Here is a 15764-nt window from a genome sequence, read left to right on the forward strand (position 1 = left end):
GATTGCCCCCGATCCCATGCCGTTCCTGGAACTGACCCTGCGTTGCACCGAAGCCACCCAGCCCCGCTATGAGAATGCGCTGGAGGACGTCGGGGCGTTGGCCGTGACCCTGCTCGATGCCGAGGCCGACACCAGCAACGAGCAGGCAATCCTGGAACCGGGCGTGGGCGAGACGCCGCTGTGGGACAGCCTGGTGCTGACGGCGCTGTTCCCGGCTGACAGCAACGCGCTGTTGCTGCTGGCGGCGCTGGAAGCGTTCGACCCGGAACTGGACTGGAGCGGTGGCAGCTTCCGCGCCGTCGAGGACGAGGACTGGGAGCGTGCCTGGCTGGACCAGTTCCAGCCGATGGACTTCGGCAGCCGCACCTGGATCGTGCCGTGGAACCATGAGCTGCCGGAGGCGGCGCAGGCCGCCGACGCGGCCGTCGTCCGGCTGGACCCGGGCCTGGCCTTCGGCTCCGGTACTCATCCCACCACCGCGCTGTGCCTGCGCTGGCTGGACCAGCTGGCCGTGGACGGCCAGCTGCAGGGCCAGCGCGTGCTCGATTTCGGGTGCGGCTCGGGCATCCTCGCCTTGGCTGCGCTGAAGCTGGGCGCCGCCGAGGCGATCGGCGTGGACAATGATCCGCAGGCCCTGGTCGCGACCGCCGACAATGCCGAGCGCAATGGCGAGCAGGGCCGCATGCAGGTCTATCTGCCACAGGACGAGCCGGTGGCAACCTATCCCATCGTGGTCGCCAACATCCTCGCCTCGGCCCTCGATGCGCTGGCCGAACTGCTGGCCGCGCGCGTGGCCGGCGGTGGCCGCATCGCACTGTCGGGCATCCTGCATGGACAGGAGCACGAACTGCTGCAGCGTTACAGTGCCTGGTTCGACGACCTGCAGGCGACCCGCGATGGCGACTGGATGCGCATCACCGGCGTGCGCCGCGCCTGATCGTGTTTGAATGAGCGCTCGACCCGAACCCGCACCGTGAGCATGTCCGAGCCGACCCCCGCACGACGTCCACTGGCCACCTTCCTGCGCCCGGCGCCGGAAGGCGGAACGGCACCTGCCGTCGAGGCGCACGTCGATATGCCTGCACAGGCCGGTCCGGCGCCCGAACCCACTGCGGCGGAGATCGAACATGCGCCGGCAGCGGCGGTGATCACTGCGCAACCCGTTCCGCAGCACACCGATGATGTGCCCCCGCATGCCGCGGCGGTGGCATCACCATCGAACCATGACGCACCCGGTTTCCTCGCCCGTGCACCTTCACGCTCGCGCCCGGCGCCGCGCTGGCACTGGCTGCTGGTGGCGGGGCTGGCGGCGCTGCTGATCCTGCAGAGCGTGCTCGCCGACCGCGCGCGGCTGGCCGCCGATGCCGGCCACCGCACATGGCTGGTGGCGCTGTGCAGCGTGCTGCGCTGCAGCCTGCCCGCCTGGCACGAACCCACCGCCTTCACCATGACCAGTCGCGACATCCGCCCGCTGCCTGGTCAGGCCGGCGTACTGCAGGTCCAGGCCAGCATCCGCAATGACGCGCGATGGCCACAGGCCTGGCCCGACCTGCGGCTTTCGCTGTCCGATGCGGACGGACGGGTCATCGGCAGTGACGTTTTCAGCCCCACGCAGTACCTCGGCGAGAACCCGGGTACCGCCGTGCTGGAACCGGGTCAGAGCGCACACATCGCGTTCCGCGTGCAGGAGCCTGCGGCGTCCACTGTCGCATTCACCTTCGAGTTCCTGTGATCGGGACGAAGGCGACCAGCCATGGCAGGTCGGGCACGCTCGCGCTAGACTGACCGCCACCACCTCATCCGGCCGCGCGCTCCGCGTGCACGGGCCAACCAGATCGGGAACCCCCTTGAACGCTGTCCTTTCTCGTCCTGACAACAGTCGTGGCGCTCCCCGGCCACCGCTGCGCGAACACGTCGCCCAGTCCGTGCGCCGGTACCTGCGCGACCTTGATGGCTGCGATGCAGACGACGTCTACGAGATCGTGCTGCGCGAGATGGAGATTCCGCTGTTCGTGGAAGTGCTCAACCACTGCGAAGGCAACCAGAGCCGGGCCGCGGCGATGCTGGGCATCCACCGTGCCACGCTGCGCAAGAAGCTGAAGGAATACGGCATCAGCGCCTGAGCGCGGATGGCGACGTCGTGGAAGCGGGGTCACCCGCCGCCGCCCGCCTTCCAGTAATACCGCACCACGTGGAAGAACACCGGTGCGGCGAAGCACACCGAATCCAGCCGGTCGAGCATGCCGCCATGGCCCTCGATCATGTGGCCCCAGTCCTTGATGCCACGGTCGCGCTTGATCGCCGACATCACCAGGCCACCCCAGAACCCCATCAGGTTGATCAACAGCGACAGGCCGAACGCCTGCAGCGGCGTGAACGGCGTGATCCACCACAGCGCAGCGCCCACCACGCTGGCACTCAGCACGCCACCGATGAAGCCCTCCACTGTCTTCGACGGCGACAGCCTGGGCGCGATCAGGCGCCTGCCCAGCAGCTTGCCCCAGATGTACTGCAGCACGTCCGAGGACTGCACCACGATCACCAGGAACGCCAGCAGCAGCACGTTGCGCGCGGGCTCATGCCCGGGCACGCGCAGGTTCAGCAGCAGGGGCACGTGCGAAATGCAGAACACGCAGATCATCAGCCCCCACTGCACCTTGGCCGTGCGCTCCAGGTAATGCGTGGTGTCACCGCCGATGGTGGCCAGGATCGGCAGGAACAGGAACGCATAGACCGGAATCAGCAGCGTGTACATGCCATACCAGTCGATCCACACCAGGTAGTACTGCCAGGGCAGCACGATGTAGAACGCCGCCAGGAGCGCGTAGTAGTCACCTGACCGGGTGGGTGCCAGGGTGATGAACTCGCGCAGGGCAAACAGCGAGATGATCGCGAACAGCACGATCACCCCGGCCCGGCCGAACAGCAGCGCCAGGCCGACCACGATCGCCATCACCCACCAGGCGCGGATGCGCGAGACCAGATTGGCGATGACCGCGCTGGGCCGTCCACGCTGCCGCCAGCGCAGGGTCTCGGCCACCAGCGTCGCCAGCACCAGCACCGCGCCGACCCCGGCGAACAGCAGCCCGGTCTGCTGGCCCACGCTGCGCGCGGCGAGGTCACCCGATACGGCGATCAACCCGCTCATGCGCGTCCTCCGTCCGGCGCCAGATCCAGCAGCGCCTGGCGGCTGCGCTGGAGAAACGCCGTCTTGTCCTCATCGGCCTGCAGCCGCAGCGGAGTACCGAAGGTGGCCGTGCACAGCAACGGCAATGGCAGGAACCGTCCCTTGGGCATCACCCGCTTCAGGTTGTCGATCCACACCGGGACGAATTCCAGTTCCGGACGCTGCCGCGCAAGATGGTAGATGCCACTCTTGAACGGCAGCAGCGGCTCATCGCCGACGTTGCGCGTGCCTTCCGGGAACAGGATCAGTGAGCACTCCGCATCCACCGCGTCACGCAGCGCCTGCAGCGGATCCTGCTGGCGGCGCGCCGCTTCGCGCTCGACCAGCACGCCGTTGAACACCGCATCGATCAGGTAGCGCCGCAGGGCGTCGCGCTGCCAGTATTCGGCGGCCGCCACCGGACGCACCTGCCGCCGCAGTGCCGGCGGCATCGACGACCAGATCAGCACGAAATCCCCGTGGCTGGCGTGGTTGCCGTAGTAGACACGGCGCTCGCTGGAGGGCGCGCATCCGACCCATAGCGCCCGCGCGCCGGTGAGCACATGGATGGCGCCACTGCAGGCGCGGGCGATCAGTTCAGCAAACATCGATGTCTCCCCTCAGGTCTGCGGCCACAGCACGGCCAGCAGCAGCGTGGCGAACTGCAGCAGCGCTGCCGCGTACTGGCGCAGCAGCAGGCCCCGCATGCCCGCCCAGCGCACATCCCATCCGCGCGTAGGCGCATGTGCGTCGCGGCGGCGCAGGCCGGCGACATGCAGGGCCGCGTCCACCCGTTCGGCCGCCGCCTCACCGTGCAGATTCTCCTGCAACAGCAGCTGCAGGAGGCTGGCGTCCAGCTGTACGCGCACCGCGTAGTACGCCTGCACCATCCCCGCCGCCACGCTCAGCAGCAACAGGCCGGCCGCGAACATCGCCAGTCCCGGCTCGATGCCCAGCAGCAGCAACGCCACCAGCAGCAGTCCCAGTGACAGCGCAGCGGGCAGCCGGCCCTGGCGCAGCAGCAGGCGCATCATCGGCAGGTCGACAGCGAGGCTCATGCGGGGCTCTCCGAGGTGATGGCGGCCTGGATGGCGCGCAGGTGGTCGTCATGCAGAACGATGGAGGGCCGCGCGGCACGTATCCGTGCCACCGCCTCGGCTGCGTCCCGTGCCCGGCCGCTGCACAGCAGCCAGGTCGCTACGCTGGCCGCACTGCGCGAATAGCCCAGGGCACAGCACACCAGTACTGGCCCCTGCATGCGCAGGCGTTCGATGGCGGCAGCGGCCTCGCGCAGCTGCGCCGGCGAGGGCACCACCATGTCCAGCATCGGAACGCTGGCATACGCAGCACCTGGCGCCCGGCACGACAGCTCTGCGCAGGTATCGACCACGCCGTGCAGTGGCGACGCCAAGGCCGCCCGTGGAATCCGTCCCAACCACACGCCATCGGCCACCGCCGAGGGCTGCGGTGCCCGCCATGTCCATAGCCGCGAATTGATCCAGGCGGCGCCCAGGTAAGGCGCGAGCAGCCAGCGCGCGGCCATGGTCAGGCGCCCGTCGTCGCGCTTCTGGAACATGGCCGTGCCCAGTCCGGCGTACGCCAGCGCCACCAGCAGCAGCGAGATCGCCGGCCACAGCAGCCACAGCGCAGTGCCTCGCAGCGCCAGCGCCGGCACCAGCAGCACGGCGGCACCCAGAAGGTAGAGCAGCGCCAGCCGCCACCGCGCGGGATCCTCCGCGGACTGCCAGGCACGCAACGGCGGTGTTCCCTGGTCCGGCCACAGCCACACGCACAGCCAGCCCACCAGCAGGCCGGTGGGAATGTCGATGAAGTGATGCTGGAACGTGGTCAGCACCGAAATGCCGATCAGCAATGCCCACGCATGCAGCACCAGCCGCCAGGCGCCCTGCAGGTAGTGGGCGAACTTCACCCACAGCACGATCAGCAGCACGATGTGCAATGACGGCGCCTGGTTGAAAGGCTTGTCGAACCCCAGCAGCACTTCGAACAACCAGCCATAGGCACCGCCCGTCTCCGGCCGCTCGAAGCTGAAGCGCAGCGGCCACAGCAGAAAGCAGGCCACTGCGATCACCTGTGCGCTGAGCAGCCGCAGCGCATGGCGGTCCAGCTCCAGGCGCTGCCGGCACAGGAAGAACGACACCGCGTAGAACAGGTCGATCGACCAGTACGGCACGATCGTCCAGGGCACGAACGGAATGCGCGTCTCCCAGTGGAACACGACAACCGGCACCACGTCGTGGCGGCCGGCCATCCAGTTGGCAAAACCATAACTGGCGAAGAAGAACGGGCCCAGCACCGCCAGCCACAGCAGTGCGCGGCGCCACGGACGCGGTGCATCGGCAACGATCGGCGTTGCGGTGATGGCCATCAGGCGACCCGACGCGCCAGCGATACGGTGAAGATGCCGAACGCATCGATGCGCTGGGTCACCTTCTCAAAGCCCGACAGCCGCACCAGCTCGTCCATCTCCTGCTGGGTGCGCCGTCGCATGACCCAGGCCGCGCCCCCGCGGTGGCTGGTGAGTGCACGGGCGATGAATTCCAGCTGCGGGTGCCAGGGCTGGCCGGTATAGGCCAGGTAGCCCCCCTCCGGCACCACCGCGGCAATACCCTGCAGCGAACGCAGCACGGCGTCGTTGTCGGGGAACAGCTCGTACAGCCCTGAGACCACAGCCAGCGTCGGCGCGGGTTCCGCCGTCGCCAACGACGCCGGATCGAATGCGTCGCCCCGCTCGAAGCGGGCGATGTCGGCGGCTCCCAGCCGTTCGATCAAGGCCTGGCCCTGGGTCACATTGAGCGGGCTGAAATCACGCAGCACGATGCGGTCGGCGCGCTGTTCGCCCTGGCCCAGAGCTTCCAGCACATTCCGGCCATGGCCGGCGGCCACGTCCAGCACCTGCACCGGCAGATCCTGACCGCGCAGGCGCATGGCCGCATCACGCAGCAGTTCCTGCAGGTGCTGGCCACGCACGCGGATGCCGCGCCAGCCGATCGCATCGAGGTAGTTGCGGTCGATCATCCGCCCCACCGGCCCCTTGCCGCGCGCTTCGTCGCGGTAGATGTAGTCCAGCGTGCTGCCGGAGTCGAAACCGGTCTGCAGGCCCAGCGCGATGCCTTCGGACAGGGTGCCGCCCAGGCGCAGGCCCGCACGCACCCCGCGCCAGCGCAGGTCGGCCAGGCTGTTGCGTTCCGGAGGCCAGGCCAGGATCTCCGACTCCTCGAACGTCGGCCCATGCCGATGCGCGTCGCGCCGCGACAGCGTGCGCAGCGGTTCGGCGAAACGCGCCTGGATGAAGTCGCGGATGCGCGCCAGTGCCGGTGCACGATCGCGCTCGCCCAGCGTGTCGTGGAAGAAACCCGGCAGGTACACGCGCTCCTTGATCGGACTGGACAGGCGCTCATAGAAGCGGTCCTGCGGACCACGGTGCACCACGAAGTCGGAGCCGGACACCAGCAGTTGCACCGGCACGCTGATCGCCTGCGCGTCGGCCACGATGCGGTCGGCGGCTTCATACAGGCCCAGCAGCACGCGTACCGAGATCGGCCGGGTGATCAGTGGATCGGTGCGGTAACTCTCCACCCGTGCCGGATCATGCGTCAGCCACTGCGGCTTGACGTAGCTGTTGACGAAGAAATTGCCGCGCAGCTTCTGCATCAGGGCCAGGCCTGGACGTGCGAACGGCACATACAGCTTCACCTTGAATGCCGGTGACGCCAGCACCAGCGCGCGCAGGCGGGGGGCATAGTCGTGTACCCAGGTCGCAGCGATGACCGCGCCCACGCTCTGCGCGACCACGACGATGTCCTCGACCGCGATGCCGTGCTCGCTGCCGATGTGGGCGATGAAGCTGTCCAGGTCGCGCACCAGCGCAGGGAAGCCCGGTGCGTCGCCACGCTCGCCCGGCGAACGCCCATTGCCGCGCGCGTCCCAGGCGAAGAAGGCGATCTCCGGCAGGTCCAGCTCGTCGACCAGATGGGCGACCCGCCCTGAATGCTCGTGGCCACGATGCAGCAGCACGATGGCCCGGACCGTGCGCCCCGGTGGTGTGCCTGCGGCCGCAACCGGCCAGTGCCGGTAGAACAGCGGTACTTGGTCGAAGCTGTGGAATTCCCGTTCCTGCACCTGACGCATGCCTTCTCCTGGTGGGCTGTTGACTTATCGCTGCGCTGTGGCCGCTTCCTTCAGTCCCCGCCGGACGCGGTTGACCGCTGTTACCCCGCACAGCAGCGCCATCGCTGCGGCCACGCCGCCGACCGTCAAGGCACCGGCCCAGCCGAACGCCAGCAGCAGGCCCAGCAGGCCGATGACGAAGGCACGGTCGCTCTTGCCCATCGGGCCGTCGTAGCGGCGGCTGGCACCGACCATCAGGCCCAGCACACCGGCGTACTCGCTCAGTGCTGCACCCCAGGCCAGCAACCACAACGCTTCCGGGCGCACGCCCGGCACGCTGAGCAGACTCAGGTACAGCGCCGCATCGGCCACCACATCGCACAGCTCGTTCAGATAGGCGCCCAGCCGCGACTGCTGGCCGAACTCGCGGGCCAGCATGCCGTCCACGGCATTGAGGGCCATGCGCAGCAGCATCCACAGCGGCAGGGCCAGATACAGCAGCGGTTGCTGTGGCGCACAGCACCAGACCACGACGGCGACCAGCAGCGAGACCACGGCAGCGGCCACGGTCACCACATTGGCGGTGATCCCCGCGCGATGCAGGCCGCCTACGGCCGGACGCAGCAGGTCCTGGAAACGTCCTTTCAATGCATAGATCGACACGATCCGAACCCGCAGCTCCCTGGCAGTTCCGGCACAGCCTACCCGATTGGGAGCGCACCTCCGTCGAAATGTCCGCGGCGCGGCGCCGGCCAGGGCATACCGAAGGCGGCCGCAGGGCCGTTGGGGCCGGTCAATTTTGCCGCCGCCGCCCGCCGTCGGCCCCCACCGCCTACAATATCGGCCCCGCTCCGCTGCCGATTGCCCTGTCCCATGACTGCTGATCTGTTGCCCGTCCGTCGGGCCCTCCTCTCCGTTTCCGACAAGACCGGCCTGGTCGAGCTGGCCACCGCTCTGGCCGCCCGCGGCGTCGAGCTGCTGTCCACCGGCGGCACCGCCAAGGCGATCCGTGATGCGGGCCTGGCCGTGAAGGACGTCGCCGAGGTCACCGGTTTCCCGGAAATGATGGACGGGCGGGTCAAGACCCTGCACCCGATGGTGCACGGCGGCCTGCTGGGCCGCTCGGGCCTGGATGACGCCGTGATGGCCGAACACGGCATCGGCGCCATCGACCTGCTGGTACTGAACCTGTACCCGTTCGAATCGGTCACCGCCAAGGCCGACTGCACCCTGGCCGACGCGGTGGAGAACATCGACATCGGCGGCCCGGCCATGCTGCGCTCGGCGGCCAAGAACTTCGCCCGCGTGGCCGTGGCCACCGACCCGTCGCAGTACGCCGAGCTGCTGGGCGCCCTGGACACCCATGATGGCCAGCTGCCGGCGGCCACCCGCTTCGCCTTCTCGGTCGCCGCGTTCAACCGCGTCGCCCAGTACGATGCGGCGATCAGCAACTACCTGTCGGCGGTCACCGCCACCGACGCCGCCGTGCCGGTGCGTGCCGAGTACCCGGCGCAGATGAACTCCACCTTCGTCAAGGTGATGGACCTGCGCTACGGCGAGAACCCCCACCAGAGCGGCGCGTTCTACCGCGACCTGTACCCGGTGCCGGGCACCCTGGCCACCTTCCAGCAGCTGCAGGGCAAGGAACTGAGCTACAACAACCTGGCCGATGCCGATGCCGCCTGGGAATGCGTGCGCCAGTTCGATGCGCCGGCCTGTGTCATCGTCAAGCACGCCAACCCGTGCGGTGTGGCGGTGGGTGCCGGCAACGGCGATGCCTACGAGCTGGCCTACGCCACCGACCCGACCAGTGCCTTCGGCGGCATCATCGCCTTCAACAAGCCGCTGGACGCCGCCACCGCACAGGTCATCCTGGACCGTCAGTTCGTGGAAGTGCTGATCGCACCGGACTACGAGCCGGCGGCGCTGGAATACGCGCAGAAGAAGGCCAACGTGCGCGTGCTGCGCATTCCGCATGGCGACGGCCTGAACAACTTCGACAGCAAGCGTGTCGGCTCGGGCCTGCTGCTGCAGTCCTCGGACAACCGCGGCATGACCCGTGACGAACTGAAGGTGGTCAGCAGGCTGGCACCGACCGACAAGCAGTTCACCGACCTGCTGTTCGCCTGGAAGGTGGCCAAGTTCGTGAAGTCCAACGCGATCGTCTATGCCAAGGACAACCGCACCATCGGCGTCGGTGCCGGCCAGATGAGCCGCGTGTATTCGGCGCGCATCGCCGGCATCAAGGCGGCCGACGCGAACCTGGTGGTTGAAGGCTCGGTGATGGCTTCCGATGCGTTCTTCCCGTTCCGCGACGGCATCGATGCCGCCGCCGCCGCCGGCATCAAGGCGGTCATCCAGCCGGGCGGCTCGATGCGCGACGCCGAGGTGATCGCCGCCGCCGACGAGCATGGCCTGGCCATGGTGTTCACCGGCGTGCGCCACTTCCGCCACTGATCCGCATCACCAAGCCGGGCCCTGCCCGGCTTTTCTTTTCTGCTTACGAGAACCCTGTCCCATGAAGATCCTCGTCATCGGCTCCGGCGGCCGCGAACACGCCCTGGCATGGAAGCTGGCCCAGTCCTCCCGCGTCGATGAGGTACTCGTGGCACCCGGCAACGCCGGCACCGCCACCGAAGACAAGTGCCGCAACGTGGCGGTGAAGGTCACCGACATCGATGGTCTGCTGGCCCTGGCCCAGGCCGAAGGTGTTGAACTCACCGTGGTCGGCCCGGAAGTGCCGCTGGTGGCAGGCGTCGTCGATCGGTTCCGTGCCGCCGGCCTGCGCATCTTCGGGCCAACCGCCGCCGCTGCCCAGCTGGAAGGCAGCAAAGCCTACGCCAAGGACTTCCTGGCCCGGCACAACATCCCGACCGCGTTCTACGCCGTGCACACCGACGTGGAGGCGGCACTGGCCTACATCCGCGAGAAGGGTGCGCCGATCGTGGTGAAGGCCGATGGCCTGGCCGCCGGCAAGGGGGTGATCGTTGCAATGACCCTGGCCGAGGCCGAGGATGCGGTGCGCGACATGCTCTCCGGCAACGCATTCGGTGACGCCGGCGCACGCGTGGTGATCGAGGAATTCCTCGACGGCGAGGAAGCCAGCTTCATTTCGATGGTCGATGGCGTGCATGCGCTGCCGATGGCCACCTCGCAGGATCACAAGCGAGTCGGCGACGGTGATACCGGGCCGAACACCGGCGGCATGGGCGCGTACTCACCGGCCCCGGTGGTCACGCCGGAGGTGCACGCGCGGGTGATGCGCGAGGTGGTCAACCCGACCGTGCAGGGCATGATCGCCGACGGCATTCCGTTCACCGGCTTCCTTTACGCAGGCCTGATGATCGATGCCAGCGGCGCACCGAAGGTGATCGAGTTCAACGTGCGCTTCGGTGACCCGGAAACCCAGCCGGTGATGCTGCGCCTGCAGTCGGATCTGGTCGAGCTGGTGGAAGCCGCCATTGATGGCCGCCTGGACCAGGTGCAGGCACAGTGGGATGCGCGCCCGTCGCTGGGTGTGGTGCTGGCCGCGAAACCTTACCCGGAATCGCCGGTCACCGGCGATGTGATTTCCGGACTGGATGAGGTGCCGGCCAGCGCCAAGGTATTCCATGCGGGTACTGCACTGGACGCGCAGGGCCGGGTGGTCAGTGCCGGCGGCCGCGTGCTGTGTGTGGCGGCGCTGGGTGACAGCGTGCGTGATGCGCAGGCCAATGCCTACGCCGGTGTGGCCAAGGTCAGCTGGGCCAACGAATTCCACCGCAACGACATCGGCTGGCGCGCGATCGCGCGTGAGGGGTAAGGCCTGATAGATCCACCACGCAGCCTCCTGCATGGAACCAGATCACGGATTCTGGGAGTCTTCACCGTCCTCGGCATGGAAGCCGGGACGGTGCGCTTCGGGAAGAGGCGACGCACGTCAAGCGAAGGAAATTACGCTGAGTGAATCCGCTATTTCGCCGAGTCAAGATAACGTTTCCAGTTCTCGAAGAGCCGCGCAACGTTCTGCTCATGTGAGTGAGCAGACGGATCATACCCATCAGAAGCTGGCATGTACCTGACAAAGCTCTCCAGAGACTCCGGGTAATCAAAATCAGCGTAGATCCTCTCAACCTCTCCGAGCGGATCAGCAATCTCATCGCGCTTGGCGTAGGCGTCCGCGAGAAATGCAACAAGCCATCTTCTGAGAATCTCATCCTCGTTTGAGTTCTTATCGAATGCCGCCAACTGCGCAGCTACGCTATTACGCTCATCGGGAAGAACCCCTTCAAGCCTTTCAATCAAGGCGTTCAGATTGAACTTCTCTTCCAGTTCCTTCTGCTCCGACGCGCACTGCTTCACAACCTCAAAGTCAATCAGATGGCGCCCCAGTGCCCATGCCACCTCGGTCTGATTCCAGGGTCCATAGGGTTGAATAGAGTCATACGTTCTCATGGACACTCACTTCTTGTTTGGTATTCCGTTCATGCTGCCACCTTCCACAAATCTTTGATGGGTCAAGTCGCCAGCCTTGTCGACTATGTATTCAAATCGACCGGCCTTTCCATTGAGTTCACCTGGCAGCTGCGTCAGAGTGCGGACCACGCCGTCACCCCCTGTCAACGGAGTATGAACACCCGCTTCTGCAGCAGTCTCTCGCATAAAGGTCGCCGAATTGTGCCCAGCGTCGGCTTTGAGTGCACTTCCCACAGGTCGGGAATTCAGAAGTGCCCGACCTTCAACACTCAGAGCTTTGGATGCCACCACACCTGCTCCACCGGCACCTGTAACTCCTGCGATATCAGCAGCGATACTGGTAGCTGCTGATATGACACTTGGATTGGCCATCGCAACCATGCCAGCTTCGATCAGCACTGGGGCAGCCATTGCCGCTGTAACAGCGATTGCGGCCGGTCTCATCGGCTCGTATACGGCGCCATTTCCGGCAGCAATATCCCTCCGATGCTGCTCAACGAATCGCTCTGCGGCCTGCCTTCCATCCGCATCGACGAACCTGTAGGGATTCCCGTTCGCGTACCGATACCTATTGAACTGCTCAACTGGCTTTTGGTGAGCGGTGACTGGGTCCACTGACAAAAACACACCCAATTGTGGATCCATGTAGCGCTGTTGCATGTAGCTCAGCCCTGTGGCCGAGTCACTCACATGTCCGGCGTACCCAGGTCCATCCGTGACCTGACCGCTTACCACGGCCCCGTAGGGCTCGTAGTCATATCGTTTGATGACGTTGCCGTTGGCATCGCTTTCGGCCACAACCGAGCCCAGGGCATCAGTGTGAATGTATGTGATCGTTGTCTGGGCGATTGCGGATGGTGACAGGCCAAGGCCCATCAGCAGCAGGCAGCACAGCCAGGCGCCTATGACACCAAGCTTGCGAGTTCGATCTTCAATTCCCCCGAAGCGGGTCGACACACCGCTTGCAGTTCTCTCAAACCTGCGCATCATTCCAATCCATGGAAGAGCCTTGAAGCAAGGCTTGGCATTCATAGCACAGAAGGGTAATCATCGGAGTCCAACTCTAGGACTGAGGCCAAAGGGAGGATACTGCATTGGGCCAGGCCCTTCGCTATAAACCTCGCGAGGGCTTGAACGGCTACCGACAGCGCAAGAGTGCCAGCCATGGGCTGATACTACTGAAGCACCCGATCAGCGGCCCGCATCACTAACTGCCATGCCGGCCAAACGAAAAGCCCCGACCAACGCCGGGGCTTTTCATCAGAACGGGTGCCGGAGATAGAAACCGAACCTAAGATCCATGCCTTACGCGGTGAACAGCGCCTTCATCTTCTTCAGGGCATTCGCCTCGACCTGGCGGATGCGTTCGGCCGACACGCCGTACTCGTCTGCCAGTTCCTGCAGCGTCACCTTGCTGTCCGCATCCAGCCAACGGCGGCGGATGATGTCACGCGAACGCGCATCCAGTTCGGCCATGCCTTCGCGCAGCAGCTGCAGCTGGTTGTCCTCGCTGTCGGCACGCTCGTAGGCCATCGACGGATCTTCATCGTTGGCCACCAGGTATGCGGCCGGCGACGGCGGCGCATGATCATCATCCTCGTCGCTGGGCGCATCGAAACCGATATCGCGACCGGACAGGCGCGACTCCATTTCCATGACCTCGCGCTCGGACACGTTCAGATCCTTGGCCACCGCGCTGACTTCCGCGGCGTTCATCCAGCCCAGGCGCGTCTTCGACTTGCGCAGGTTGAAGAACAGCTTGCGCTGCGCCTTGGTGGTGGCGACCTTGACGATGCGCCAGTTCTTCAGGATGAACTCGTGCATCTCGGCACGGATCCAGTGCACGGCGAAGGAAACCAGGCGCACGCCCATGTCCGGGTCGAAGCGCTTGACCGCCTTCATCAGGCCGATGTTGCCTTCCTGGATCAGGTCGCCCAGGGCGAGGCCATAGCCGTTGTAGCCGCGGGCCACGTGCACCACGAAGCGCAGGTGCGAATGCACCAGCTCACGGGCAGCGTCCAGATCGTTGCCGTCGCGGAAGCGACGGGCCAGGTCCTGTTCGTCATCGACCGACAGCACCGGGATCTGGTGCACGGCACCGATGTAGGCGTCCAGCGAACCGAGCGCACTGGGAATCGGGAGATTGTTTGCCACAAGGGCAGTAGAGGTGTTCTGGCTCATAGGCACCCATCTTAGCAGTCCGGGATTTGGACTGCTAAAGGAGGAAAAAGTTCCAGCATCCTATTGATGCAACACTGGTCCCAAACAGAGCCCTACCGTAGCGCGATTTGATGACAGTGGCGAGCGCGCTTTTCGGGATTCACAATCCCTTGGAATTCAATCAATTACCTGCCGGGAACCGGCCGATTCCGGTCAAGCGGAGCTGAACGGGCCGTTCCGGAGGCCCATTCAGGCCAGGAAACGTTGCCCGGTGTTCAGGCCCGGCTGCCGGCGGAGGTCAAAGCGCCGCGCGCGGCGGCAGCGACCAGTCGATCGGCGCCTGCCCGCGACGCTGCAGGTAGTCGTTGGCCATCGAGAAATGCCGGCAGCCGAGGAAGCCACGATGGGCCGACAGCGGCGAGGGATGCGGGGCTTTCAGCACACGGTGGCGCCGGGTATCGATGACCTTGCCCTTCTGCTGCGCGTAGGCCCCCCAGAGCATGAACACCAGGCCTTCGCGTTCGCGGTTGAGCACATCCACCACGTGGTCGGTGAAGCCTTCCCAGCCGCGGCCCTGGTGGGCGCCGGCCCTGCCCTCCTCCACCGTCAGCACGGCATTGAGCAGCAGCACGCCGCGCTGCGCCCACGGCACCAGGCAGCCGTGATCGGGACGGGGGATGCCCAGGTCGCCTTCGATCTCCTTGTAGATGTTCAGCAGCGATGGCGGCACCGGAACGCCGGCGGGCACCGAGAAGCTCAGTCCATGCGCCTGGCCGCGCCCGTGGTACGGGTCCTGGCCCAGGATCACCACTTTCACCTGTTCGAACGGCGTGGCGTCGAACGCCGCGAAGATCTGCGGCCCCGGCGGGAACACCGCCGCGCCGGCCGCCTTGCGCTGGCGCAGGAAGGTGGAGAGTTCGCGCATCTGCGGCTGCAACAGGTAATCGCCGACCTGCTGCTTCCAGCTCGGTTCCAGCTGGATCGTCGGGGTGTCCACTACGTCATCGGTCATCGCAACAGGGGTCCATCGTTCAAGCGGGCCAAGCGCAGCTGGAACAGCACCTTGGTCACCAGCAGGCGCTCCTCGATCGGCTTCAGCACCAGATCATTGGCACCGGCCTGCAGCAACCCGGTCTGGTTGTGTGGATTGCCGTCGCCGGTCATCACCAGCACCGGCAGTCGGCGTTTGCCGTAGCCGAAATCCACGCGCACGCGCTGCACCACGTCGCGTCCGCTCAATTCGCCCTTCAGGGTGACGTCGGTCAACACCAGGTCGATGCGGTGGCGGCTGCGGCCCAGCGATTCGGCCGTGAGCAGGGTGAAGGCCTCTTCGGCACTGACCACGTGCAGCACGTTGAGCTGCTGGCGTTCGAGCATGCGCTTGGTCGCCTCCGCCACCACCCGGCTGTCCTCGATGTAGAGGATGGTCGCCCCGGGAATGGTCTGCGGCTGCACATAGCCACGGATGAAGGTCGCCAGGGCCTCATGGCCCAGCGCCTTGTCGAAATAGTCGGTGACGTACTCGGTGAAGCGCCGCTGCTCCAGATGCTGCTGCGCATCGCCGGAGACGACGATCACCGGCACGTATGCCTGGCCGGCAGCTTCGCGGACCGTCCGCGCCAGCGCCAGGCCGTCGCCATCACGCAGGGTCAGCGAGGTGGTGACCAGGTCCACCGGCCCCTGCGCCAGCGCCTGCTGGGCACCCTCGATGCTGTCGCAGCCGATCACCTCCACGCCCGGCAGATCACGCTGCAGCACGTCGGCGATCAGCTTGCGCACCAGTTTGGAACCGTCGACCACCATCACCCGCGTAGCGGGCCCTTCAAGGTGCTTCAGCGCTTGCGGTTGCATG

General features: G+C 66.2%; 16 protein-coding genes. 5 read left to right on the top strand and 11 right to left on the bottom strand.

Translation table 11 applies throughout. From position 1 onward, the window contains the following. The first annotated feature begins 16 nt into the window (after positions 1–16). The 3 genes from prmA (at position 17) to fis (ending at position 2123) form a co-directional block, all read left to right on the top strand. On the top strand, positions 17–937 hold the full coding sequence (prmA, locus tag IMX13_RS05660; protein ID WP_053515676.1) for a 50S ribosomal protein L11 methyltransferase: 921 nt from the start codon (positions 17–19) through the stop codon (positions 935–937). Between the two features lie 42 nt (positions 938–979). Next, positions 980–1732, top strand: a complete 753-nt coding sequence (locus IMX13_RS05665; RefSeq protein ID WP_053515674.1) for a DUF3426 domain-containing protein — start codon at positions 980–982, stop codon at positions 1730–1732. A 115-nt stretch (positions 1733–1847) separates the two neighbouring features. Further along, positions 1848–2123, top strand: a complete 276-nt coding sequence (gene fis, locus IMX13_RS05670; protein WP_005419706.1) for a DNA-binding transcriptional regulator Fis — start codon at positions 1848–1850, stop codon at positions 2121–2123. Positions 2124–2152: 29 nt separating this feature from the next. Here the strand turns inward: fis and IMX13_RS05675 are convergent, their stop codons facing one another. From IMX13_RS05675 to IMX13_RS05700, 6 genes are read right to left on the bottom strand one after another with little or no spacing between them, the layout of a single operon-like run. Then, positions 2153–3148 carry a phosphatidate cytidylyltransferase gene (locus tag IMX13_RS05675; protein WP_053515673.1) on the bottom strand — a complete coding sequence of 332 codons (996 nt, stop codon included), beginning with the start codon at positions 3146–3148 and terminating at the stop codon, positions 2153–2155. Beyond that, entirely contained in the window at positions 3145–3774 is a 630-nt protein-coding gene (locus IMX13_RS05680) for a lysophospholipid acyltransferase family protein (protein ID WP_193395991.1), read from the bottom strand. Before IMX13_RS05680 ends, IMX13_RS05675 begins: the two co-directional genes overlap by 4 nt. 12 nt (positions 3775–3786) lie before the next feature. Further along, entirely contained in the window at positions 3787–4224 is a 438-nt protein-coding gene (locus IMX13_RS05685) for a hypothetical protein (protein ID WP_193395992.1), read from the bottom strand. Further along, the gene (locus IMX13_RS05690) at positions 4221–5558 is read right to left on the bottom strand and encodes a phosphatase PAP2/dual specificity phosphatase family protein (protein ID WP_193396066.1); all 1338 of its coding nucleotides are present in this window, start codon (positions 5556–5558) and stop codon (positions 4221–4223) included. Before IMX13_RS05690 ends, IMX13_RS05685 begins: the two co-directional genes overlap by 4 nt. Beyond that, on the bottom strand, positions 5555–7318 hold the full coding sequence (locus tag IMX13_RS05695; protein WP_193395993.1) for a bifunctional alpha/beta hydrolase/class I SAM-dependent methyltransferase: 1764 nt from the start codon (positions 7316–7318) through the stop codon (positions 5555–5557). Before IMX13_RS05695 ends, IMX13_RS05690 begins: the two co-directional genes overlap by 4 nt. A 24-nt stretch (positions 7319–7342) precedes the next feature. Next, positions 7343–7960: a CDP-alcohol phosphatidyltransferase family protein gene (locus IMX13_RS05700; protein WP_065181553.1), complete on the bottom strand. Its 618-nt coding sequence runs from the start codon at positions 7958–7960 to the stop codon at positions 7343–7345. 210 nt (positions 7961–8170) lie between these two features. Between IMX13_RS05700 and purH the strand changes: the two genes are divergently transcribed. Then, the gene (gene purH / locus IMX13_RS05705; protein ID WP_065174411.1) at positions 8171–9754 is read left to right on the top strand and encodes a bifunctional phosphoribosylaminoimidazolecarboxamide formyltransferase/IMP cyclohydrolase; all 1584 of its coding nucleotides are present in this window, start codon (positions 8171–8173) and stop codon (positions 9752–9754) included. Positions 9755–9815: 61 nt separating this feature from the next. Next, positions 9816–11099, top strand: coding sequence for a phosphoribosylamine--glycine ligase (purD, locus tag IMX13_RS05710; RefSeq protein ID WP_193395994.1), 1284 nt, complete (start codon positions 9816–9818; stop codon positions 11097–11099). 149 nt (positions 11100–11248) lie between these two features. On the opposite strand, the gene IMX13_RS05715 is transcribed toward purD, so the two are convergent. From IMX13_RS05715 to IMX13_RS05735, 5 genes are all read right to left on the bottom strand, one after another. Beyond that, on the bottom strand, positions 11249–11731 hold the full coding sequence (locus IMX13_RS05715; protein WP_193395995.1) for a DUF2247 family protein: 483 nt from the start codon (positions 11729–11731) through the stop codon (positions 11249–11251). A 6-nt stretch (positions 11732–11737) separates the two neighbouring features. Further along, entirely contained in the window at positions 11738–12739 is a 1002-nt protein-coding gene (locus IMX13_RS18865; RefSeq protein ID WP_227255310.1) for an RHS repeat-associated core domain-containing protein, read from the bottom strand. Positions 12740–13057: 318 nt separating this feature from the next. Continuing rightward, positions 13058–13933, bottom strand: a complete 876-nt coding sequence (gene rpoH / locus IMX13_RS05725) for an RNA polymerase sigma factor RpoH (RefSeq protein WP_053515659.1) — start codon at positions 13931–13933, stop codon at positions 13058–13060. Between the two features lie 277 nt (positions 13934–14210). Further along, positions 14211–14924: a uracil-DNA glycosylase gene (ung, locus tag IMX13_RS05730; RefSeq protein ID WP_053515657.1), complete on the bottom strand. Its 714-nt coding sequence runs from the start codon at positions 14922–14924 to the stop codon at positions 14211–14213. Then, positions 14921–15763, bottom strand: a complete 843-nt coding sequence (locus IMX13_RS05735) for a response regulator (protein WP_193395996.1) — start codon at positions 15761–15763, stop codon at positions 14921–14923. The genes ung and IMX13_RS05735 overlap by 4 nt, the downstream gene beginning before the upstream one ends. Position 15764 lies beyond the last annotated feature (1 nt).

Origin of the sequence: Stenotrophomonas sp. B2 (assembly GCF_014947095.1) — a bacterium.
Taxonomy (GTDB): Bacteria; Pseudomonadota; Gammaproteobacteria; order Xanthomonadales; family Xanthomonadaceae; genus Stenotrophomonas; species Stenotrophomonas maltophilia_P.